Below are 22170 nucleotides of genomic sequence, written 5' to 3'. Positions count from 1 at the left end.
GTGACCACCCTGGCCGCCGCCGATCGAACCGACGACAGCCTGAGCCGCTTCCGGGCCGCGGTCACGGCGATTCGCCTGGCGTGCCTCGCGTTCGCCGCCGCCATCGCTGCACCTGCAGCCTCCAACGACCACTGGCGGCTCGCGCTGGTCGGCCTCGGTCTGGTCGTCGTGCACGCCGCCCGGATCCTCGCCCCGTTGCACGGGCGTGGACGCGCGATCGACCTGGTGGCCGTCGCCGGCTCGCTCGCCATCCACGTGGCAGCGGTCCTCGCCACCGGAGGCTGGGACTCGCCGTACGTGTTCCCGCTCCTCGGCGTGGTGGCCATCGCCGGCTTCGCCAGAGGTCTGCGTGAAGGCATCCCCACAGCCATCGCCGTGGCGGCGGTGATCTCGGCAGCGAGCTGGGCTGGCTGGTTCGACGTGACGTGGTCGTTCACCGCAGCGCGGCAGTGGAGCCTCGAGGTCGTGATGGTGGCCGGCGTCGCCGGCTATGCCCGCCGCGTGATCGGCGACGCGGAGTCGAACAAGTCCGAGGCGATGCTGTGGGTGCAGCAGCTCACCGATGCCAACGTGCTGCTCTCGTCGCTCCACCGTGTCGCGCAAGCCCTCCCCGCCGAGCTCGACCTCGACGGCGTGCTCGACCAGACCATCCGCACCTTGCGCGACCACTTGCGCTACGACGCGGCCGCCATCATGTTGCGCAACCAGCTCGGCGAGCCCTCCGAGTGGCGCGTCGGGCGCTTCGAGGGCATCGACGGCGACGTGCTCGACTCCACCGTGCTGCGCAGCGGGCCGGCGCGGGCGCTGCACCGCCTCGCGCCCGTCAGGGTGGACCTCGGCTCCGAGGGCACCGGTCCCCCCGCGGGTCTGCGCTCCCAAGCCAGATGCGGCGTGTACGCGCCGCTCCTGGCCCGAAACGAGCTGGTCGGCCTGCTCGCCATCGAGTTCGACGACGAGGAACCTGCCAAGGCGGATCGGGCACTCGAGCTCGCGAGGGGCCTCAGTGAGCCGGCAGGGCTTGGCATCGACAACGCTCGCTGGTTCGCCCGCCTGCGCCTCGTCGGCGCCGACGAGGAGCGCACGCGGATCGCGCACGACCTGCACGACGGCGTGGGACAGACGCTCGCCTACCTCGGCTTCGAGCTCGAACGCGTCACCCGCGGCGTCGACGACACGGCCCTCAGCCAAGAGCTCACCCGCTTGCGAGGCGACCTGCGCACCGCGCTGAGCGAGGTGCGCGAGACACTGTTCGACCTCAAGAGCGACGTGAGCGACGAAATCGACGTGGGGGCCGCCCTGGCACGCTGCTGCGCCCGGGTCACCGAGCGAGGCGAGGTGAAGGTGGCGTTCGAGGGCGACGCCAACGGACGGCTACCTCGCCGCGTCGAACACGAGCTGTGGCGCATCGGCCAAGAAGCCGTGCTCGCGGCCGAGCGACGTTGGAACGCGTCATCGATCGCCGTGCGCTGGTGGACGGACGGGCGCGCGGCCGAGCTGGAGCTCGCTCACGACGGCTTTGCCGAACAAGGCCGCCGCCGTGGCGACGCAATGGAGGTCGCCACGTTGCAGGACCGGGCCGACGCGCTCGGCGCCGAGCTCACGGTCTCGAAGGCGTTCGACGGCCGCCAAGTGCTGCGCCTCCACCTGCGCCCGACCTGACCGGGCGCCGCTCAACGAGCCGGCCCGCCTGCCGATGGAACCACGTGGGAACTCGACTGCTCCTGGCCGACGATCACCGCATGCTCCGAGAGGGCCTGCGCCGCTCGCTCCAGGCCGAGGGCTTCGAGGTGGTGGCCGAGGCCGGCAACGGGCGTGAGGCGGTCGACGCCTGCGACGCCGCCAGCCCCGATGTCGTCCTCATGGATGTGACCATGCCCGTGGTCGACGGCGTGGAAGCCACGCGTCGCATCCGGCGGGTGCATCCACAGCTGCCGATCCTGGTGCTGAGCATGCACACGGCCGACACGATCGTGGTCGACGCCATGCGCGCCGGTGCCACGGGTTATCTGGTGAAGGACTGCTCGATCGACGACATCGCCTGCGCCATCCGCCAGGCCGCCAGCGGCGAGACGCACCTCAGCCCGGCCATCGCTGCCTCGATGCTCGAGCAGGCGCAGCAGCTCGCGCCCGAGCCACCCGAGGCCCCGTGCGCGGTCAGCCCCCGAGAGATTGAGGTGCTGCAGCTCGTGGCCGACGGATGCTCGACCCCCGAGATCGCCGCGCAGCTGTACATCAGCCAAAAGACGGTTAAGAACCACCTGGCGTCGATCTACGCCAAGCTCGACGCCCGCGACCGCACCCAAGCGGTGCTGCAAGCCGTGCGCAGCGGCATCGTGCGCCTCACCTGAGCCGCGCGGGTACGCCGCAACCCCCGAGACGCGGGCGGCCGGGCCTGCTGAGGGGGCCATCGACAAATGGGCCATCAGACCCATTCAGGTCGTCGCCCGGGCACCGATGGATACGGGACAAGACACACGGCTTCCCTGCTGGGGGCCGCGAACCCCGGAGGCAATCCAATGGTCAACCTGTACGAGAACGTCGCCATGTTCCTGCGTGCCCGCTTCGGTCAGACCGAGCGTGGCGCGTCGCTGGTGGAGTACGTGCTCCTCGTGGCCCTCATCGCGGTGGCGGCGATCGTCGCCATGCAGCTCGTCGGCACCAATGCCAGCAAGCGCCTGAGCACGGTCGGCAGCACCATCGGCTGATCAACCCACTCGGTGGGTGAGAGGGGGCGGGCTTCGGCCCGCCCCCTCTTCACGTTTTCCGATGCACTTCCCCCACATCCCTTTTGTCACCTCTGCCACGGCCGACGAGAGAGGCATGCAGATGGCACCAACATCAGCAAGCCCCTCGACAGCCACGAAGGCGGCCACCTCGGGCCCACCGGCGGACGACATCGACACCACCGGGACAGCCCCGACCCGAAGTCCTGCACGCGGTGGCGTCCCCCTGTCCGCCGTGGCGGGCATCGCCTTCATGGTCGTCGCCTTCCTCGTGGGCGCACGCGCGCTGAGCGACAACAGCTTCCTCACCCATCTCGCCACCGGACGCCTCATCCTCGGCGGCCACTTCCCGCACACCGACCCGTACTCGTTCACCGCGCACGGGTCACCGTGGGTGGCGCAGAGCTGGATCCCCGCCATCCTGTACGCCACCGCCGAGAAGATCGCCGGCGCCACCGCCATCCGGCTGCTCTGCGGAGCCCTGACCGCGGCGCTCATGGCGCTCGTCTGGCGCCTCACACGCGACGCCAAGACTCTCGTCCCCCGGGTGCTGATCGCGGGGTTCACCCTCGTGGTCGGCGCCGGCTTGTGGGCGAGCCGGCCCTACATGTTCGGGCTGATCTTCCTGGCCGTCACCCTGGTCATCCTCCGCGAGGACCGCCGACCGTTCTGGCTCCTTCCCCTGTTCTGGCTGTGCGTCAACTGCCACGGTTCCTGGCCCCTGGGCCTCGTGTTGCTCGCCGTCTGGTTCGTCGGCAGTCGCGCTGACCACCTGCCGACCACGCACACCGTGCGGTGCATCGCGTGGTCGGTCGGCGGCGCCGTTCTCGGGGCGGTCGGCCCGCTCGGCTTGTCGGCCCTCACGTTCCCCATCGACCTCGTGCGTCGTACCAAGGTGTTGGCGAACGTGGTCGAGTGGCAGGCGCCGAAGTTCGTCGCGACCGACCAGCGGGCCTTCCTGGTCGCCGCGGTGATCGCCATCGTGTGCGTGGCACGTCGACCGTCGTACCGAAACGGCCTGCTGACCGCCGCGTTCGTCGCCTGCGCGCTCCTCGGGGCACGCAACATCGTCGTGGCCAGCGTGGTCCTCGTGCCCGTGCTTGCCGACGGGCTGTCCGACCTCGGCTCGCTCGCCGGCGAACGGCGCTCGCCCACACTGCGCCTGGCCGCGGCCGGTCTCGTGGCCATCGCCGTCCTGGCTGGTGTCAGCTCGCTGCGCCAGCCGTCGTGGGACTTCAGCGCCTACCCCGTCCGGGCGACGGCGTACCTCCAACAGCACGACTTGATCGGTCCCGGCCACCGCGTGATCGCTCGCGACATCGTCGGGAACTACTGGGAGTACCGATTCGGCACCAACGCCAACGTGTTCTTCGACGACCGCTTCGACATGTACTCCAACGAGATGAACCGCGAGCACGACATCCTGCTCAACGTGAAGCCCGGCTGGCGTGAGGTCATCACGAGGTGGCACCCCGACGCGATCCTCTGGAAGCGCAGCTCGCCGCTCACCGACTTGTTGAAGGCGTCGAACGACTGGCGCGTGGCGTACCACGACAGAGACTGGGTCGTGTTCGTCCCGAAGCGGTGACGCTCCAGCGCCACGAGCGCAGACGTCGAGCCGAGCGGACCTGGCCGCCGGGATCGCCCGGCGGGGTGCTTCAGCCTTCGGTGGGTGCCTCGGGCTCGGCGGCGGGGGCCTCCTCAGCGACCGCTTCGGGAGCCGCCTCGGACTCGGCCGGCGCGGCCTCGGCAGCTGGCGCCTCCGCGACGTCAGCAGCCGGCGCTTCAGCGGCAGGCGCGCCTTCGCCAGCCTCGCCGCCCTGGTCGGCGTAGTACTCGGCCCAGGCCTGCTCGGCGTCGGGGTCAGTGCCGCCGCCGATGTAGTTGCCCTCGTCGTCGTAGGCGTGCTCGCCGAAGTGCTCCTGGTACTCGGCAGCCACAACGCCGCCTTCGGCAGCCTGCTTGATCGACAAGCTGATGCGGCGGCGCTGGAGGTCGAGGTCGATGATCTTGACCCACAGCTCCTCGCCCGGCGTGACGACCTGCTCGGGCAGCTCGACGTGGTGCGCCGACATCTCCGAGATGTGCACGAGCCCCTCGATACCGTCGCCCACCTGCACGAAGGCACCGAACGGCACCAGCTTGGTGACCCGGCCGTACACCAACTCGCCCACGCGGTGGCTGCCGGCGAACTCCTGCCACGGGTCCTGCTGGGTGGCCTTGAGCGACAAGCTGATGCGCTCACGGTCGAGATCGACGTCGAGCACCTGCACGGTGACCTCGTCGCCGACTGCCACAACCGACCCGGGGTGGTCGACGTGCTTCCACGACAGCTCCGAAACGTGGATGAGCCCGTCCATCCCGCCGAGGTCGACGAACGCGCCGAAGTTCACGACGGAACTGACGACACCGTTGCGGATCTCGCCGGGCTTCAGGTTCTCGAGGAACTCCTCGCGCTGCTCGCGCTGGGTCTCCTCGAGCCACGCGCGGCGGCTGAGCACGACGTTGTTGCGGTTCTTGTCGAGCTCGATGATCTTGGCTTCGAGTGTGCGGCCGACGTACGGCTGCAGGTCGCGCACCCGGCGCAGCTCCACGAGCGATGCCGGCAGGAATCCTCGCAGGCCGATGTCGAGGATGAGGCCGCCCTTGACCACCTCGATGACGGGCCCTCGCACCACCCCGTCGTCTTCCTTGATCTTCTCGATGTCGCCCCACGCCCGCTCGTACTGCGCACGCTTCTTCGACAGGATCAGCCGGCCGTCTTTGTCTTCCTTGGTGAGGACCAGGGCCTCGACCGCGTCGCCGAGCTTGACGATCTCCGACGGGTCGACGTCGTTGCGGATCGACAGCTCCTTGGCCGGGATCACACCCTCGGACTTGAAGCCGATGTCGAGCAGCACCTCGTCACGATCGACCCGGACCACCGTGCCTTCGACGATCTGGCCGTCCTCGACGTTCACCATGGTGCCGTCGATGGCTTCCTCGAAGGAGACGTCGAGGTCGTCGGCAGTGATCTGGCGGGGGACGTAATCGTCGGTCGGGGCGTCGGGGTTTACGGTGGCAGTCGAGTCGGACACGGGATCTCTTTCGGCGGACAGGGATTCGGGGACAGGGACGTGGGCGCGCCAAACGGGCACGCACGGACCCGACAAGCTACCACCCCACCTGAGGCGGGCGGAAAGGCCCCAGCCGGCGGATCGTCACCACGCTCCCGGCCTGAATGGGCGCTCCGCCGTGGTCAAGCAACTGCTGGGAGACCACAGCTGGTTCGCGGAGCTGTTCACCGCCGCCGAGGCGAACGACCCCGTTGAGCGCATCCGGCGATTCATGCTCGACGACGCCGAGATCGACGGCATCCGGGTTCGTGTACGAGAACTGACGGGCAGCGCCGGCGATGTCGTCCTCCTGCACCCTTGGCTGCTGCACTGCGCATCGGCCAACACCGCCGACCGGCCCCGCATGATGGTGACCCACACCATCTATCGGTGAACGCCCGAGCGACCCGGCCCTGGCCCGAGCGGGCTTGGCGCCGGCCACAACGGAAGGCCACAGGGTGCGATTGCGCGACCGTGGCCACTGCGCACACCGGCGGCGAGACCCGCATCACTGGGCGCTTCGCAACCCAGCTTCCGCCGCCCAACGCGGCACCGGCGCGATGATCGCTTTCCAGACGGACCCATCGGCCGCCGGCCTGAGGACCAGTTGGTGGATCACCCGCGGCTCGCCACCACCAGGAACTCGGGGTGATCGATGTCGGCGGGCTGCTCGGCATAGCGACCCGTCGACACCGACCAGAGGTCGCGCACGGTGAGGCCGACCGAAGCGCACAGCAGGCGCAGCTCCCGAGGCGTGAAGCAGGTGGTCCACAACTCGGTCTCGGTGTCCACGCCCTCTTCGGAGCGGATCGTGGTGCGTTCGTGGTTCACCCCCGACGCCGCGTCGAAGTCGTCGGTCGACTCGAGGAAGCGCACCTGGAAGTAGGCAGAGAAGGCGCTGAGGGCCACCATGCCCCCGGGACGCACCGCCCGCGCGATCCCGGCCAGCACGCTCACGTCGGGATCGAGGCTCGACGCCGCGGGACCTCCGGCGAGGCCGAACGCCCCCTGGCACAACGAGATGGCCGCGTCGAAGTCGCTGTCGTAGTCGAGGTGGCGGGCGTCTCGTCGTTCGAACGTCGCCCGGCCGGCCTCGACACCGGCCTCAGCACCGGATGCGTCGGCGTCGGAGGGCGGATTGCCGGCCGTCATGACCTCGGCGGCTTCGTTGGCCAAGTCGACGAAGCGCTGGCTGATGTCGATCCCGGTCACGTCGATCCCCCGGCGAGCCAACGCCAGCGCGTGGCGACCTGGCCCGCAGCCGACGTCGAGCACCGACATCCCCGGCTCGAGGCCCAACGCGTCGACCAAGAACCCGACTTCCTGCTCGGTGCCCTTCGTGAACGAGTAGCGGAGGTAGGCGGCCCCGAGGTGGTCGGCCACGTCCTCGAACCAGTGGTCGCGATCGGTCACACCCCCACCCTCGCGCGCCCACCCCACCCTCGACCCACCCATTCCATCCCACCTGTTCGCACCCACCCGTTCGCACCCACCCGTCCCGCGCGTGAAATCCCACCCCGGCGGTCACCTCCCACGCGCAGAAGGATCGTTGCGGCGGCACCCCACCCGTTCCGCGCGTGGCGCTCAGGACTTGGCGTCGGCCCAGTTGGCGCCGAAGGCGAGGTTCACCTCGAGGGGGACGCGCAGGTCGGCGGCGCCGCACAGGACGCGCTCGACCAGGCTGACCATCGTGTCGTGCTCGTCGAGGACGACCTCGAGGAGGACCTCGTCGTGCACCTGCAACGTGAGGCGACTCGCGAAGCCACCCGCAGTGAGCTCGTCGTCGAGGCGCACCAGTGCCACTTTGAAGATGTCGGCGGCGAGTCCTTGGATGCCGGCGTTCATGGCTTGGCGCTCGCCGGCCTGGCGGATGCGGTAGTTGTCGCTCAACAGCTCGGGGATCGGCCGGCGGCGACCGAACAACGTCTCGGTGTAGCCGCGCTCGCGGGCTTCCTTGACCGTCTGCTCCATGTAGGCCTTCACCGCCGGGAACGCGGAGAAGTAGGCGTTCAGGATCTCCGAGGCCTCCTCCACCGGGATGCCGAGCCGCTGGCTCAGCCCGTAGGACTCCATGCCGTACGCGAGGCCGTACGACACCATCTTCGCTTTCGACCGCTGCTCGATGGTGACCTCGGACGGGTCGACGCCGAACACGCGCGACGCGGTGGCGTTGTGGATGTCGTCGCCCGCCTCGAACGCAGCGATCAGCCCCGGATCCTCGGCGAGGTGGGCGATGCAGCGCAGCTCGATCTGGTTGTAGTCGGCCACCAGCAGCTCACGACCCTCGGCCGGCACGAACGCCTTGCGGAACGCCCGCCCTTCCTCCGACCGCACCGGGATGTTGTGCAGGTTCGGCGCGTCGGACGACAGGCGGCCGGTGCGGGCCACGGTCTGGTTGAACGTCGCGTGGATGCGCCCGTCCGCCGGGTCGACTTCGGCGAGCAGCCCTTCGCCGTACGTCGACCGCAGCTTCTCGACTTCGCGGTAGCGCAAGAGGTGCTCGACGATCGGGTGCTCGCCCACCAGCTTCTCGAGGCTGGCTGCATCGGTGGAATAACCGGTCTTGGTCTTCTTCGTGGGGGTGAGGCCGAGCTGGTCGAACAGGATCTCCCGCAACTGCGGGGTGGAGTTCACGTTGAACTCGTGACCGGCGGCGGCGTGCACTGCCGCAGTGAGCGCGCGGGTCTCCTCGATCAGGTACTCGTTGAGGCGCCGGAGCTCGCCCGCGTCGACGCCCACGCCAATGTCCTCCATGCGCGCCAGCACACCCACCAACGGCACCTCGATCTCACGGTTCAGGGTGTCGAGGCCGTCGCGGACGAGCACCTCGTTGATCGGCTCGACCAGGCGGTCGACGGCCAGGGCCTGGCGCGCGGTCACCTGGGCCACGTCGACGCCCGTGCCGCCGTCGAGATCGAGCTGGCCCTCAGGCGGGGTGTCGCCGGCCGGCAGCTCGAGGCGCGCGTAGCGCCCGAGCAGCTCCTCCAGCACGTAACGTGCCTCGGCCGGATCGACGAGGTAGGCGGCGATCTGCGTGTCGAGGTGCAGGCCGTCAGCCGCCAGGCCAGCGCGCAGCAGCTCGCGCATCAGCGGCTTGGCGCCATGTGCGGCGAAGCGCCGACCGACCAGCGCTGCGCCCAGTGCCTGGCGGACGCCGCCGTCGCCCAGCAGCTCCGCGGGGAGCCAGGCCACGTCCGCGCCGACGGGATCGGTCACCAGCGCGATCCCTTCGAGGGCGGTACGGACGGGCGCACCCTCCCAGGCCGCGGCGACCGCCACCGGTGCGAGCTCATCGCCCGACGACCCGCCCCGGGCCGCCAGCGCGTCGAGGCCCGCGACTGCGGCCGCGGCGTCGTCCCATCGGGTGAGCTCGGCTTCGATCACCTCGAGCCCGCCAGGCGCCGCGCCCAAGTCGGTGTCGACGGCCTCGGCCAGCCGTTCGTACAACGTGCGGAACTCGAGGAAGTCGAACAGCCGCCGGACTTCCTCGACGTCGAAGTCGGGCGACCACGTGAGGTCATCGGGCCCGATGTCGAGCGGCACGTCGCGCAACAGCACCATCAGCTCGGCGTTGACCCGGGCCTGCGCTTCGTGGTCGGCGAGATTCTGGCGCAGCTTCGGCGTCTGCTCGTCGAGGTGCTCGAAGATGCCGTCGAGGCCGCCGTAGGAGTTGATCAGCTTGGCGGCGGTCTTCTCCCCCACCCCGGGCACGCCGGGCAGGTTGTCGGACGTGTCGCCCCGCAAGGCGGCGTACTGCACGTAGTCGGCCGGCTTCACACCGGTGCGCTCGGCGATGCCGGCCTCGTCGTACAACACGTAGTCCGACACACCCCGCCGGTTGTACAGCACCCTGATGTGGGGGTCCTCGACCAGTTGGTAGGCGTCGCGGTCGCCGGTCACGACGATCACGTCGCGGCCCTTGTCGCGGCCCTGGGTGGCCAACGTGGCGATGATGTCGTCGGCCTCGTACCCGGCCGCTTCCACCGTCGGGATGTTCAATGCGCCGATCACTTGGCGGACCAGGCCGAACTGCTGCACCAGCAAGTCGGGGGTCTCTTGGCGGTTGCCCTTGTACGTGGCGACCCGCTCGTGGCGGAAGGTGGGCTCGGGCCGGTCGAAGGCCACGACGATCCCGTCGGGTGTGTGGTCGCGCAACAGGTTGATCAGCATCGACGTGAACCCGAACACCGCGTTCGTGACCTGGCCGCCGGCGGTGGCGAGATCGGACGGGAGGGCGAAGAACGCCCGGTACGTGAGCGAGTTGCCGTCGATGAGGAGAAGCGTCACCCGACCGATGCTAAAGCGACGAGCCGACAGCGGGATCCGGGATCCGCGGGGAACGTCGGGGATGGGCGACCGCAGCGGCCGGCGGGTGGCTGCTCAGGAGTGCGTGGACTCGGTAGGCACCGCGATCGTGCCGTCGAGCACGTCGTTGGCCACCTCGATCATCGCCCGCCGCTCTCGCATCGCGGTCTTCTGGATGAAGCCGAACGCGGCCTGCTCGGTCATGTGGCCTTCGTCCATCAGATGGCCCTTGGCCCGGTCGACCACCTTGCGGGTCTCCAGCTTCTTCTCCAGCGACGTGGCCTGATCGTGCAAGGCCTTGATGTCGTGGAAGCGAGCGAGGGCCACCTCGAGCGCGGGCAGCAGGTCGGCGCGCTGGAACGGCTTGACCAGGTACGCGAGCGCGCCCGCGTCGCGGGCTCGTTCGATCAGGTCGCGCTGGCTGAATGCCGTGAGGATCAGCACCGCGGCGCGGCGCTCGCCGGCGATCTCCCGAGCGGCCGACAATCCGTCGAGGCCGGGCATCTTGATGTCGAGGATCGCGATGTCGGGACTCAGATCCCGCACGAGCTGCACCGCTTCGTCGCCTCGACCCGTCTCGCCGACCACCTCGTAGCCCTCTTCCTCGAGGGTCTCCTTGAGGTCGAGCCGGATGATGGCTTCGTCCTCGGCGATGACGACTCGGGTGGGCACCCTTGCCCCTTTCTCCCGGGGTCTCCCCTGGGACGCGGCGACGTTGCTGCTTCGCGCAGTCTAGGCAGCGCCCCCCTGCGACACTGTGCGCATGGCGACTGGACGACGGCGGATCAGCGGCGTGCTCGCGGCCGCTTCGTTCGCCGGACTGTGCCTCGTCGCGACCGCCGGGTGCGGCGCCAAGGGTGGGGGTGCGGACGCCACCGCTGCATGCGGTCCGGTGCAGCGCGAAGTGCTCGATCCGCGCTCGATCCAACACGTGCTGCCGAACGCGCCGACCCCCACCTATCTCACAGATCCACCGACGTCGGGGCCCCATCAGCCGTCGCCGCCGATCCACGGGGTCCAGACGAGCGCGATCCCCAAACCCGTCCAGGTCGGGCTCCTCGAAGGCGGCAACGTCCTGGTGCAGTACCGGGCGCTCTCGGATCGTTCGCTCACCACGGTGCGTTCGCTCGCCGGCACCAAAGTGGTTGTTGCGCCGAACCCCGACCTCCGCGACGGTCGGGTGGTGCTGACCTCGTGGCTGTACAAGCAGACCTGCAGCTCGGTCGACGTCCGCGCCGCCCACCGGTTCGTGTCCGAACACGCCAACCGCGGGCCCGACCACCCGAACGGCTGACGCCAGCAAGCCACCCGGAGACAGGCGATGGCGACCGATGTGTGGGGGATCGACGACGGCTACACCGACGTCGCAGGAACATGGCGACCGCTCGGGACGGCCAGCCGATCTGCGCTGCGCGCCGCGATGGGATCCGACGGCGACCAGCCACCCACCGGCCCACCCCTGGAGTTCGTCGTCGCCGGTGACACACGGCGGCTCCCCGGCCGGCGCGAACTGCTGCTCGAGGACGGCACCGAACTCGGCAGCGTCGCCTCACTCCCGCCCGACCTCCCGATCGGCTGGCACCAGCTGCGCCGGCCCGACGGCGGGCCCACCACCACCTTGGCGGTCCACCCGTCTCGTGCCACGCTGCCGCCCGACCTGCGCGCGTGGCTGTGGTCGGCCCAGCTCTACGCGCTGCGCTCGAGCCACAGCTGGGGCATCGGCGACTTGGGCGACCTCGCCGCGTTCGGCCGGTTCGCTCGCGCGTCGGGTGCGTCGCTCACGCTCGTCAACCCCGTGTTCGACGCACGCACCGAGCCGGTCTGCGAAGCGTCGCCCTACTTCCCGTCGAGCCGCCGTTGGCTCCACCCGCTCTGGCTCCGCATCGAGGACATCCCGGGCGCGCACCAACTCCCTGACCTACCGCGTCTCGCCGCCGCCGGCCGCGCCCTCACCAGCGGACCGGTCATCGACCGCGACCGCATCTGGTCGCTGAAGCGAGCCGCGCTGGAGCAGCTGTGGATGCTCCACCGGAGCGCGGCCCGGACCGACCCCGCGTTCCGGCGGTGGCGCGAGGCCGAAGGTGACGGCCTGGTCGACTATGCCCGCCACCGCGCCTTGACCGAGGCGCACGGACACGATTGGCGCCGGTGGCCGACTCCGCTGCGCGACCCAACCGGGCCCGGCGCGACCACGGCCGTCACCGAGCCCGCCACGGCCGACCGCGTGGAGTTCTGGACGTGGGTGCAATGGCTGCTCGACCGGCAGCTCGCGGCCGCCACGGCCGAGCTGCAGGTGATGGCCGACCTCCCCGTCGGCGTCGACCCCGGCGGTGCTGACAGCTGGCGCTGGCAGCACGTGCTGGCCGAGGGGGTGCGCATCGGTGCTCCGCCCGACGCGCTCGGGCCGCTCGGTCAGGACTGGGGTGTCGCGCCGTTCATCCCGTGGGCGCTGCGCGCCGCCCACTACCGGCCGCTCGTCGAGGTGGTGCGGGCGGTGTGCGCACGGGCCGCTGCCCTCAGGATCGACCACGTGATGGGGCTGTTCCGCTTGTTCTGGGTGCCGCCGGAGGCGACACCGGACGCGGGCGGCTATGTCCGCTTCCCCGGCACCGAGCTGCTCGACGTCGTGCTGCTCGAAGCCGCCCGCACCGCCACCTTGCTGGTGGGCGAGGACCTCGGCACCGTCGAGCCTGGTGTGCGCGAGCTGCTCGCGGATCGAGGTGTGCTGGGAACCCGCCTGGTGTGGTTCGAGGACGGCCTGCCCGCCGAGTACCCCGAGTCGTGCATGGCATCGGTCAGCACCCACGACTTGCCCACGGTCGCCGGGCTGCTCAGCGGTGCAGACGCCGCCGACGTGCTCGCCGCTGGCGTGCCCCTGGATGAAGCCGCGGCAGCCGCCATGCGACGTCGCCTCCTCGTCGCCGCTGCCTCGGACCGCACGACCGAAGTGCCATCCGGGGAACCGGTCCAGCCGGGCCCGTCAACCTCCGGGTCGCCCGCCGGCGAACCGGTCCCGCCGGGCCCGTCAACCTCCGGGTCGACCGCCGGCGAACCGGTCCCGCCGGGCCCGTCAACCTCCGGGTCGACCGCCGCACAACACCGCACCGGGGCGTCGCCCGCACCCAAGGTGACCGGTGAGCCACCGACCGCTGAGGTGATCGGCGACATCGTGCGAGCGTTGGCCGGGTCGCCCGCCGCGCTCGTCGCGCTGAGCCTCGATGACGCGCTGGGCGCGACGGCGCGTCCCAACCTGCCGGGCACCGTGGCCACCCAACGCGCGAACTGGTCGCTCCCGCTCCCGGTACCGCTGGAGGACCTCGCGGCACATCCGCTGATGCAGCGTTGCGCCGCCACCCTGCGTGCCGCGCGCCCCCGCCGTCCCGACGCCAACCGTCCCGACGCCAACCGTCCCGACGCCGACCGTCCCGACCGCGACGGTGCGGACCCCACCCTGCGATAGGACCCAGCTGTGAGCACTTGACCACCTGGCAGGTCGCCAACTGCTCACAGCACGAGGATTCGATCCACGCGAAATCGCCCGCAACGGCTCAACACGCGTCGATTCGCTCCGACGAGGAACTCGTACCGGCGTACCTGCGCCGGATCGGGGCTGTCGAGAGGAGCAAGCGGTGCGCCGAAGGTCGCGACCAGCAAGTCGTTGGGCCCGGCTCCGTGCGGCCCACCGCGACGAGGGCGAGCGAGGAGCCAGCCTCGTCGAGTTCGCCATCGTGGTCGGCCCGCTCCTGTTGATCCTGTTCGGGATCCTGTACTTCGGCGTCATCCTCAGCTTCAAGCAAGCCGTCACCCAGTCCGCCGCGGAGGGTGCCCGTGCGGTCGCACCGGTGTCGGGCAACGCTTCGACTGCGCTGGTGACCTCGACGGCCCTTCTCGCCGCCAACCGGCCGATCAGCGGCTGGAGCAAGACCTGCACGTCATCGGGCATGACCTGCAACATCTCGGTCGCGGCGTGCCAAGGCAACGCCAGCGCCAAGTGCGCCACCGTCACGGTGACGTACGACTACGCGAGCCACCCGATCCTCCCGTCGCTGCCGCTGTTGGACAACGTGCTGCCAAGGCACATCCACTCGACGGCCGTCGTGCAGATGAACCCATGAAGCGCGCGATCGTGCGTGCGGGCTCCGGGATCCGCTCCCGGTTTCCCACCGAGCGGACGCGGCGCGAAGGCGGCGCCGTGTTGTTGATGGCGGCGTTCTCGATGGTCGTGCTGATTGTCGCCACGTCGCTCACCATCGACATCGGCACGTTGTCGGCCAAGCGACGCGACCTGCAAAAGACGGCGGACGACATGGCGCTCGACATGTTGCGGTACATCACACCCAACACGAAGTCCGCCCAGCTCGTCACCGACGCGAACTGGATCGCCGCCGCCCAGGCAAGCGCGCAGCGCAACGGGCTGACGTCGCCCACATTCCAATGCCAGCGCGCCGCGCCGCCGCAGACCGCGTCGCCGAACGACTCGATCTGGTGCTATGACCGAGACGACTTCCCGCCGGGGGCGACGTATCCGAAGGGCCCGGTGGTCACGATCTCCGTTGGCCACATCGGTGCGGCACCGAACCAGTACTGCGACACCAGTACGACCAGCGCCGACGGCACGACCTGCTTCATCCCGTCGAGCAGCTACCCCGGAGGTCCGTCCGACCCGCCCACCGCCGTCCGGGTGACGGCGCAGGACACCGTCAAGTACTTCTTCTCGACCGCGTCACGCGCCACGTCGCGATCGGCGGTGACGGCGCAGGGCCCAGCGCAAGCGTGGTTCAGGGTGGGTTCCTTCCTGGCGAGCCTCGACCCCAACACCGACAAGGTGCTCGGCCAGTTGCTCAACCAGGTCCTGCCGGGCGCCGCCGCCCTCAGCTACTCCGGCGTCGTCAGGACGAGCGTCACCGTCGGCGCGCTGCAGACCTACTTGCCCGTCACCGTCGGTTCCCCCGACCAACTCCTCGACACGATGGTGTCGATGCACGACCTCGTCGTCGCATCGATCGGCGCGGTCCAGGCCGGCAGCGGGGACAGCGCAGCCCTGACGGCGCTCAACGGGCTGCTGTCGCTCGCCCCCACCGCGCCGAAGATCCGTCTCGGCGACATCCTCGGCGTCGATGCCGGCGGCAGTGTGCCGGCCGCCGACGTCTCCCTCAACCTCGGGCAGCTCCTGCTCAGCAGCGTGTTCCTCGCCGACAGCGACCACTTCATCAACGTGCCGAACACCGGCCTGAGCATTCCCGGCCTCACCAGCGTCGGAGTCGGGCTCACCGTCACCGAGGCGCCTCGCATCGGCGGCCCGAACGAAGGCGCGTCGGTCACCACCAAGCAGCTCCAGCTCACGGTCACACCGAACCTCAACCTCTCGAGCGCGAACTCGGTGAACGCCTGCAACATCCCGCCGGCCGAGCAGAGTCTCTTGGCGACGCTGCTCGGTGGGCTGTTCCAGGTGCTCGGCTGCCTGCTCGGTCCGGTGCTCAAGTCATTGACCATCGGCATCAACGGCTCGGTGCCCATCACGGTCACGGGCGCGAAAGCCACCGTGACCCAGCACATCGACTGCACGAACAAGCGGTTGGTGCTCACACCATCGGAGCTGAGCGCCGCCACCGTGAACGCGCCGATCCACTTCGACATCACGCTTGGCTCCGGGGTGCTCGCGGGCGTCGACTTCACAGCCGGAGCGAAAGCCAACGGCACTTCGAGTCCGCTCACGTTCAATGCGCTCGGCCCTGGACCGAACCAGTACACGTCGTTCAGCCCGGGAAGCGGCTCGTTCGGCTCGAGCCCGCTCGGTCTCAAGAACCTTCTGCAGTTGCAAGGCGGAAGCGTGACCTTGTTGAACGCCAGCCTCCCGATCACCTTCAGCCTGCTCCAAGGGGCCATCATGCCGCTGGTCAACCAGGCTCTCGGCCTCGTCGACCAGTACGTGGTCACGCCGTTGGCGCAGCTGCTCGGCATGAACCTCGCGGGCGCCACCGTGTGGCCGCTGAAGATGGACTGCCAACCGTCGACGCCGGTGCTGTACCACTGAGGCTCATCTCCGCTGATCCTTCCTCCGCACCGCGCCGCGTGTTACCATCGGTAACAGCACCGCATCCCCCGGACAGGAGCAGCGCGTTGGGCGACACGACGGTCAAGGCACGGCGGATCGCATTCGAGATCCCGGCCGATCTCCCTCGGCACTACATGGCGGACGAGAACCTGCTCTGGGGCCACATCATCGCGGTGCTGTCCGCGCTGTTCCCCGCCGGGGAGGACTTCTTCGTCCGCTCGGTGCGCAACGTGCGCGACGAGATCACCGATCCCGACCTGAAGCGCCAGGTCGCCGGGTTCATCGGCCAGGAAGCCACCCACGGCAACCACCACCGCGAGTTCAACGAGCGGCTCGCCCAGCTCGGCTACCCCACCGACACCATCGACCGGCTGCTCGAGCAGGATGCGCAGCGCGCAACCGAGCACCTTCCGAAGAAGGTGCAGCTGGCCGTGACCTCGGCCTTCGAGCACTACACGGCGCTGCTGGCCGAGGTGCTGCTGAGCGACCCCGACGCACGCGCGCTGTTCGATGACGACGAGGTGCGCTCGCTGTTCCTGTGGCACGCCGTCGAGGAGTCCGAGCACAAGTCCGTGGCGTTCGACGTCTACAAGGCCCTCGGCGGCACCGAGGCGATGCGCATCGTCACCATGCAAGTGGTCACCGCCGCGTTCATCCCGGCGGTCGTGGCCTGGACGACGATCTCGGTGCGGCGTGACCCGGCGCGCCGCGACCGCCGGCGCTGGTGGGCGAGCCTGCGATCCGTCGGCCGATCGCCGTTCATCAGCATGCGGGTCCTGCGAGGGCTGCTCGCCTACTCGGTGCCCGGCTTCCACCCCAGCGATCGCGACAACACCGAGCTGCTCGCCGAGTGGCGCGAGCAACTGTTCGGCGACGGCGGCCGCCTGACCACCAAGCTGCTGGGCACAGCCGCCTGACTCAGGGTTCGCGCACCTCGAACCACTCGTAGTGGAGCGCCGTGCCGTCGAGGTGGCCGACGCCCACTGCCTGCACCAGGTTGAGCCACCGGTACTGCTCCGCGCCCGTCTCGAACGTCGGCGCCACGTAGATCGGGGCGGACGCCTCGCCGCTGGCGAGGTTGGTGCGGCCTCGGTACTGCACCAGCACCAGCGCGCCGTCATCGGTCTCGAGCGTGGCGCGCACGTCGACCGCCCCCACGCCGTCGATCACGGTCACCCAGTCGGCGGACGCCGAGCCGTGGTGGTGGCCCGAGATCCGGTCGCCGGTCATCGTCGCCGAGCCGACCTCCAGCACCATCCGCATCCCGGCCGGACCCTCGCCGATCACGATCGGCGTGCCGAGCGTGATGTCGATCTCACAGAGCGGGACGAGTTGCAGGGGCATGAGGCCCTCCTCGGTGGCGTAGATGTGCCCGACCAAAGCGGTCCGCGCCACAATGGCGCCAGCGGCCGGCCACGTGGACGGGGGTGACGATGGATCTGACGGTTGCCGCCACACCGTTCTACTTCGGCTCGATGGCCGTAGAACGCCGCGTGCTGGCACGTCGGGCGCGCCGCGAAGGCGCCCAGCCGTCGGACTACGAGCGGTCCGACACCATCGCGAGCCTCACGATGGGCACCGCGAGCCTCGTCGCGCCGTTCGCCGCGGGCGCGTTGGTGCGACTCGTCGCACCGGGCAGCGGTCGCTTCCCGAAGGTGTTGGTGCGCACCGCCGTGGGCGCGGCCGTCATCACCACCGTGGCCGATCGCCTGGCCACGCTCGACCGGCGTGCCGCCGATCACGCACGTGTCGAGCCCACCTCAGCTGCTGGCCTGACGGCGACCCACAGCGACGCGCCGCCGACGCTCGCTGCGCTGGTGCCAACCGAGTCCGCGCCGGGCCCGCGCGCCGCCCGACGTCGCCGCGTCGCAGCCTGGGCTCGCAAGTTGGCCCGAGTCGGTGGCCCGGTCACGATCGCCGCGGGGGCGCTCGCCGCGTCGACCGGTGCGGCGGTGCACAACCGCCCCGCTGCGATGTGGAAGCGCAACGGCGGACGCGACCTCGGCGAGGGTGTGGCCGCGTGGGCGGTCGCCATCATCGGCTGGGATCTCATCTACTACTGGAACCACCGCCTCATGCACGAAGTGCGGGCGCTGTGGGCGATCCACGTGGTGCACCACTCGAGCGAGCGTTACAACCTGTCCACGGCACTGCGCCAGCCCGTCGCCGACGTGCTCGGCGTGTTCGTGCCCCAGGGCCTGATGTGCCGCCTCGGCGTCCGCCCCCGCCTCGTGGAACAGGCCCGCGGGGTGAACTTGCTGTACCAGTACTGGGTGCACACCGACGCGATCCGCAAGATCGGTCCCGCCGAGGAAGCGCTCAACTCGCCGTCGCACCACCGGGTGCACCACGGCTCCAACAGCCGCTACATCGACCGCAACCACGGCGGGATCTTGATCATCTGGGACCGCCTGTTCGGCACCTTCCAGCGCGAGCGTGCCGACGACCCGGTCATCTACGGCCTCACGAAGAACATCAACACGTTCAACCCCTTGCGCATCGCCACCCACGAGTACGCCGACATCGTGCGCGACGTCAGCCGCTCGACCACCTGGCACGACCGCCTGTCCTACGTGTTGCGCGGCCCCGGTTGGGCCTACGCCCGCCGCTGACCCCCCGCCACACCCACCCTTTCGCGCGTCAAATCCCACCGCCACGGTCGCATTCCACGCGCCGAAGCGGGTTGGTGGTGCACGCCATCTGACGTCTTGTGCCTCGCACATCGCGGGTTTCGAGCGGGTAAACCTTGCACGCTCGCTAGGGTTCGTTGGCACCGCCACGCCGACCTCCCCCTGGAGCGCCATGCGCCGCACCCGCGCCACCGCCGTCTCTCTGCTCGCCATGCTCGCCGTGGTCGTCGCGGTCGTCGCGGGCTGCGGCAACTCCAACGGGTCGACCGGCGCCACCGCGGGCAACAGCACCACGTCTGCCTCCGCCGTCACCGCGCACGGCAACGTGACGGTGTTTGCCGCGGCGTCGCTGACGGAAGCCTTCGGCGACGAGAAGGCCACCCTCGCCACGTCCGACCCGGGTCTGTCGATCACGTACAGCTTCGCCGGGTCGGGCGAGCTCGTGACCCAGATCGCCAACGGCGCGCCCGCCGACGTCATCGCCACCGCCAACACCTCCACGATGCACACGCTGGTGCAGGAGGGCCTGGTGGAGCCGCCCGTCACGTTCGCGCGCAACAAGCTCGAGATCCTCGTGGCACCTGGCAACCCGAAGCACGTCAAGGCTCTCGCCGACCTCACGAAGTCGGACCTCACGCTGGTGCTGTGCGACGAGACCGTCCCCGCCGGCAAGTACGCCACACAGATCTTCCGCGCCGCCAGCCTCACGCCGCACCCCAAATCGCTCGAGCCCGACGTGAAGGCCGCGGTCACCAAGGTGGTGACCGGCGAGGCCGACGCCACCGTCGTCTACGTCACCGACGTGAAGGCCGCCGGCTCCGAGGGCCAAGGCGTCGCGATCCCCGCGGCGCAGAACGCCATCGCCACGTACCCGATCGCCATCGTGAAAGCCACCAAGCACCGTGCCGCAGCCGCCGCTTTCGTCGACGCGATCGTGCACGGCTCGGGCCAGCGCGCCTTGACCGCGCGGGGGTTCCTGCCCGCCTCGTGACCTGGAGCGCCCGCCGCCGACCACCCACGTCCCACCCCACCGCCACCGGAGTCGAGAGGACCCGCCAATGCCGTCATATCGGATGGGCCAAGCCGCCAAGCTGCTCGGCGTGAGCGTCGACACGCTCCGCCGCTGGGTCGACGACGGCAAGATAGCATCGCAGCGACCACACGGCGGCCATCGGCTCGTCGACGGGGCGTCGCTCGCCGCCTTCGCCGTCACCGCCGCGGACGAAGTCGATCACGATCCGGAAGTCGTGGTCGGCCGCTCGGCACGGAACCGTTTCCAAGGGATCGTCACGCGTGTGGTGAAGGACAAGGTCACGGCGCAGGTCGAGATCCAGGCCGGTTCTCACCGCGTGGTCTCGCTCATGACGCGCGAGGCGGCTGACGAGCTCGAGCTCACGCCCGGCGTCGTGGCCACTGCGGTCGTGAAGGCCACCAACGTCGTGGTCGAGCGGCCGGCGGAGCCGTAGGCGCCGGCGCCCGTGACGACGCGGACGGGCGCGACCTCGCGCCGCACGGTGCCACCCCTGTGGGTGCTCGTGCCGGGCGTGCTCGCGGCCGCGCTGTTCGCCCTGCCGCTGCTCGGGCTCGTCTGGCGGGCACCGTGGCACGGGTCGTGGAGCCGTCTCACGAGCCCCGACGCTCGCAAAGCGCTGCTGCTGTCGCTCGAGACGTCGCTGTCGGCCACCGGCGTGGCGCTCGTGCTCGGCGTGCCGCTCGCATGGCTGCAGGCCAACGTCGACTACCCGGGAAAGCGGGTGGTGCGGGCCATCACGACCATGCCGATGGTGCTGCCGCCGGTCGTGGGTGGCGTGGCGCTGCTGTTGGCCTTCGGGCGTCGAGGCCTCGTCGGGAAGCCGTTCGACCAGCTCGGCGTGCACTTGCCGTACACCACCGCCGGCGCGGTCGCCGCCGAGACGTTCGTGGCGATGCCGTTCATGGTGATCACGCTCGAAGCGGCGTTCGCGTCGGTCGACCATCGTCTCGAGCACGCCGCCCGCACCCTGGGCGCGTCGCGCTCGCGGGTGTTCTGGCGCGTCACGTTGCCGCTGGTGCGCCCGTCGCTGGTCGCGGGCTCCGTCCTGTGCTGGGCGCGAGCGCTGGGCGAGTTCGGCGCCACGATCACGTTCGCCGGCAACCTTCCCGGCACGACCCAGACGCTGCCGTTGTTCGTGTTCTTGAAGCTGCAGGGCACCGAACGGGACTCGGCGATCACGTTGAGCATCGTGCTGCTCGGCGTGTCGTTCCTCGTGCTCGTGGCGCTGCGCGACCGCTGGCTGACCGCCCGATGACACTCGACGCACAGCTGCGGGTCCGCCGCGACGGCTTCGAGCTCGACGCGGCCTTGCGTGTCGACGCAGGCACAACCGTGGCGCTGATGGGGCCCAACGGAGCCGGCAAGACGACGTTGCTGCAGTCGCTCGCAGGACTCGTGCCCCTCAGCGAAGGCCGCGTCACGCTCGGCGATCTCGTGTTGGCCGACACCAACCGAGCACGGTTCGTGGCGCCTGAGCACCGACCGATCGGTGTCGTGTTCCAGGAGTACCTCCTCTTCCCACACCTGAGCGCGCTCGACAACGTGGCGTTCGGCCTTCGCTCGAGGGGTGCGTCGCGGGCCGCCGCCCGGCGCGCCGCAGGCGGGTGGCTCGAGCGGCTGGGCCTTGCCGACCATGCCCACGCGGCCCCGGCCGAGCTGTCGGGCGGCCAGGCACAGCGGGTCGCGCTGGCCCGAGCCCTCGCGATTGAGCCGGAGCTGCTGTTGCTCGACGAACCGCTTGCCGCGCTCGACACCACGACGCGCCACGACGTGCGCCACGACCTCGCGCGGGAGCTCGGCGACTTCGCCGGCGTGCGCATCGTCATCACCCATGACCCTGTCGATGCCGCGGTGCTCGCGGACCGGGTCGTGGTCCTCGAGGACGGTCGAGTCGTGCAGCAAGGCACGCCGAGCGAGGTCACTGCCCGGCCGCGCACGCCGTGGGTCGCGTCGCTGGCCGGCACCAACCTCTACGCCGGCACCACGACCGCCGACGGCGCCAGCTTGGACGTGGGCGGGGGCGCCGCGCTGGTGCTGGGCACCGCCGAGGCCCCGGCCACACCGCTTCTGGCGGTGGTGTCACCCAACGCGGTGACCATCAGCCTCGAGCGACCCGCCGGGTCGAGCCGCAACTGCTGGGCGGGCGTGGTCGACACCGTCGAACCACTCGCCGGGCGCCTGCGCGTCCGGGTGGCGGGATCACCCACGATCGTCGCGGAGATCACCGCCGCGTCGGGCGCCGAGCTCGACATCACCCCCGGACGCCACGTCTGGGTTTCGGTCAAGGCCACCGAGGTCGCCACGTACCCGGCGTGACGGTCGCCGGTGC

The 22170-nt window shown here is 70.2% G+C and carries 20 protein-coding genes; 15 read left to right on the top strand and 5 right to left on the bottom strand.

Annotated elements, in window-relative coordinates:
* From VHA73_07480 to VHA73_07465, 4 genes are all read left to right on the top strand, one after another.
* The gene (locus VHA73_07480) at positions 1-1659 is read left to right on the top strand and encodes a histidine kinase (GenBank protein HVX17858.1); all 1659 of its coding nucleotides are present in this window, start codon (positions 1-3) and stop codon (positions 1657-1659) included.
* A gap of 44 nt (positions 1660-1703) precedes the next feature.
* A complete protein-coding gene (locus VHA73_07475; protein HVX17857.1) occupies positions 1704-2348 on the top strand; it encodes a response regulator transcription factor in 645 nt (214 codons plus the stop codon).
* Positions 2349-2516: 168 nt separating this feature from the next.
* Positions 2517-2705 (top strand): Flp family type IVb pilin, encoded by a 189-nt coding sequence (locus VHA73_07470; GenBank protein ID HVX17856.1) that lies wholly within the window; start codon positions 2517-2519, stop codon positions 2703-2705.
* 253 nt (positions 2706-2958) lie between these two features.
* Positions 2959-4311 (top strand): hypothetical protein, encoded by a 1353-nt coding sequence (locus VHA73_07465; protein ID HVX17855.1) that lies wholly within the window; start codon positions 2959-2961, stop codon positions 4309-4311.
* Positions 4312-4381: 70 nt separating this feature from the next.
* On the opposite strand, the gene rpsA is transcribed toward VHA73_07465, so the two are convergent.
* Positions 4382-5800 carry a 30S ribosomal protein S1 gene (gene rpsA, locus VHA73_07460; GenBank protein HVX17854.1) on the bottom strand — a complete coding sequence of 473 codons (1419 nt, stop codon included), beginning with the start codon at positions 5798-5800 and terminating at the stop codon, positions 4382-4384.
* A 157-nt stretch (positions 5801-5957) separates the two neighbouring features.
* Here rpsA and VHA73_07455 point away from each other — a divergent pair, with 157 nt between their 5' ends.
* Positions 5958-6212, top strand: a complete 255-nt coding sequence (locus VHA73_07455) for a phytanoyl-CoA dioxygenase family protein (protein HVX17853.1) — start codon at positions 5958-5960, stop codon at positions 6210-6212.
* Between the two features lie 221 nt (positions 6213-6433).
* On the opposite strand, the gene VHA73_07450 is transcribed toward VHA73_07455, so the two are convergent.
* The 3 genes from VHA73_07450 to VHA73_07440 form a co-directional block, all read right to left on the bottom strand.
* Positions 6434-7231 carry a methyltransferase domain-containing protein gene (locus VHA73_07450; protein ID HVX17852.1) on the bottom strand — a complete coding sequence of 266 codons (798 nt, stop codon included), beginning with the start codon at positions 7229-7231 and terminating at the stop codon, positions 6434-6436.
* A 171-nt stretch (positions 7232-7402) separates the two neighbouring features.
* Positions 7403-10105 carry a DNA polymerase I gene (gene polA, locus VHA73_07445; GenBank protein ID HVX17851.1) on the bottom strand — a complete coding sequence of 901 codons (2703 nt, stop codon included), beginning with the start codon at positions 10103-10105 and terminating at the stop codon, positions 7403-7405.
* A 93-nt stretch (positions 10106-10198) separates the two neighbouring features.
* A complete protein-coding gene (locus VHA73_07440; protein HVX17850.1) occupies positions 10199-10795 on the bottom strand; it encodes a response regulator in 597 nt (198 codons plus the stop codon).
* A 91-nt stretch (positions 10796-10886) separates the two neighbouring features.
* Between VHA73_07440 and VHA73_07435 the strand changes: the two genes are divergently transcribed.
* The 5 genes from VHA73_07435 (at position 10887) to VHA73_07415 (ending at position 17095) form a co-directional block, all read left to right on the top strand.
* Positions 10887-11417, top strand: coding sequence for a DUF3105 domain-containing protein (locus VHA73_07435; GenBank protein ID HVX17849.1), 531 nt, complete (start codon positions 10887-10889; stop codon positions 11415-11417).
* A gap of 27 nt (positions 11418-11444) precedes the next feature.
* A complete protein-coding gene (gene malQ / locus VHA73_07430; GenBank protein HVX17848.1) occupies positions 11445-13583 on the top strand; it encodes a 4-alpha-glucanotransferase in 2139 nt (712 codons plus the stop codon).
* Between the two features lie 169 nt (positions 13584-13752).
* Positions 13753-14238 (top strand): TadE/TadG family type IV pilus assembly protein, encoded by a 486-nt coding sequence (locus VHA73_07425; protein ID HVX17847.1) that lies wholly within the window; start codon positions 13753-13755, stop codon positions 14236-14238.
* Positions 14235-16157: a hypothetical protein gene (locus VHA73_07420; GenBank protein ID HVX17846.1), complete on the top strand. Its 1923-nt coding sequence runs from the start codon at positions 14235-14237 to the stop codon at positions 16155-16157. The genes VHA73_07425 and VHA73_07420 overlap by 4 nt, the downstream gene beginning before the upstream one ends.
* Positions 16158-16243: 86 nt before the next feature.
* On the top strand, positions 16244-17095 hold the full coding sequence (locus VHA73_07415; protein HVX17845.1) for a metal-dependent hydrolase: 852 nt from the start codon (positions 16244-16246) through the stop codon (positions 17093-17095).
* Between the two features lies 1 nt (position 17096).
* Here the strand turns inward: VHA73_07415 and VHA73_07410 are convergent, their stop codons facing one another.
* The gene (locus VHA73_07410; GenBank protein HVX17844.1) at positions 17097-17522 is read right to left on the bottom strand and encodes a DUF3237 domain-containing protein; all 426 of its coding nucleotides are present in this window, start codon (positions 17520-17522) and stop codon (positions 17097-17099) included.
* A gap of 89 nt (positions 17523-17611) precedes the next feature.
* Here VHA73_07410 and VHA73_07405 point away from each other — a divergent pair, with 89 nt between their 5' ends.
* From VHA73_07405 to VHA73_07385, 5 genes are all read left to right on the top strand, one after another.
* Positions 17612-18790 (top strand): sterol desaturase family protein, encoded by a 1179-nt coding sequence (locus tag VHA73_07405; protein HVX17843.1) that lies wholly within the window; start codon positions 17612-17614, stop codon positions 18788-18790.
* A 190-nt stretch (positions 18791-18980) separates the two neighbouring features.
* Positions 18981-19799: a molybdate ABC transporter substrate-binding protein gene (gene modA, locus VHA73_07400; GenBank protein HVX17842.1), complete on the top strand. Its 819-nt coding sequence runs from the start codon at positions 18981-18983 to the stop codon at positions 19797-19799.
* A gap of 67 nt (positions 19800-19866) precedes the next feature.
* Positions 19867-20274: a TOBE domain-containing protein gene (locus VHA73_07395; GenBank protein HVX17841.1), complete on the top strand. Its 408-nt coding sequence runs from the start codon at positions 19867-19869 to the stop codon at positions 20272-20274.
* A gap of 12 nt (positions 20275-20286) precedes the next feature.
* A complete protein-coding gene (locus VHA73_07390; protein ID HVX17840.1) occupies positions 20287-21096 on the top strand; it encodes an ABC transporter permease in 810 nt (269 codons plus the stop codon).
* Positions 21093-22157, top strand: a complete 1065-nt coding sequence (locus tag VHA73_07385) for an ABC transporter ATP-binding protein (protein HVX17839.1) — start codon at positions 21093-21095, stop codon at positions 22155-22157. Before VHA73_07390 ends, VHA73_07385 begins: the two co-directional genes overlap by 4 nt.
* Positions 22158-22170 lie beyond the last annotated feature (13 nt).

The organism is Acidimicrobiales bacterium (assembly GCA_035547835.1).
GTDB lineage: Bacteria > Actinomycetota > Acidimicrobiia > Acidimicrobiales > Iamiaceae > DASZTW01.
This window is presented reverse-complemented; position numbering and strand designations above follow the sequence as displayed.

What these genes read in the sequence shown, in the direction of transcription:
- VHA73_07470 (HVX17856.1), top strand. Translation starts at nt 2,517, where the DNA reads ATGGTCAACCTGTACGAGAACGTCGCCATGTTCCTGCGTGCCCGCTTC.
- VHA73_07435 (HVX17849.1), top strand. Translation starts at nt 10,887, where the DNA reads ATGGCGACTGGACGACGGCGGATCAGCGGCGTGCTCGCGGCCGCTTCG.
- malQ (HVX17848.1), top strand. Translation starts at nt 11,445, where the DNA reads ATGGCGACCGATGTGTGGGGGATCGACGACGGCTACACCGACGTCGCA.
- VHA73_07420 (HVX17846.1), top strand. Translation starts at nt 14,235, where the DNA reads ATGAAGCGCGCGATCGTGCGTGCGGGCTCCGGGATCCGCTCCCGGTTT.
- VHA73_07410 (HVX17844.1), bottom strand. Translation starts at nt 17,522, where the DNA reads ATGCCCCTGCAACTCGTCCCGCTCTGTGAGATCGACATCACGCTCGGC.
- VHA73_07405 (HVX17843.1), top strand. Translation starts at nt 17,612, where the DNA reads ATGGATCTGACGGTTGCCGCCACACCGTTCTACTTCGGCTCGATGGCC.
- modA (HVX17842.1), top strand. Translation starts at nt 18,981, where the DNA reads ATGCGCCGCACCCGCGCCACCGCCGTCTCTCTGCTCGCCATGCTCGCC.
- VHA73_07395 (HVX17841.1), top strand. Translation starts at nt 19,867, where the DNA reads ATGCCGTCATATCGGATGGGCCAAGCCGCCAAGCTGCTCGGCGTGAGC.
- VHA73_07385 (HVX17839.1), top strand. Translation starts at nt 21,093, where the DNA reads ATGACACTCGACGCACAGCTGCGGGTCCGCCGCGACGGCTTCGAGCTC.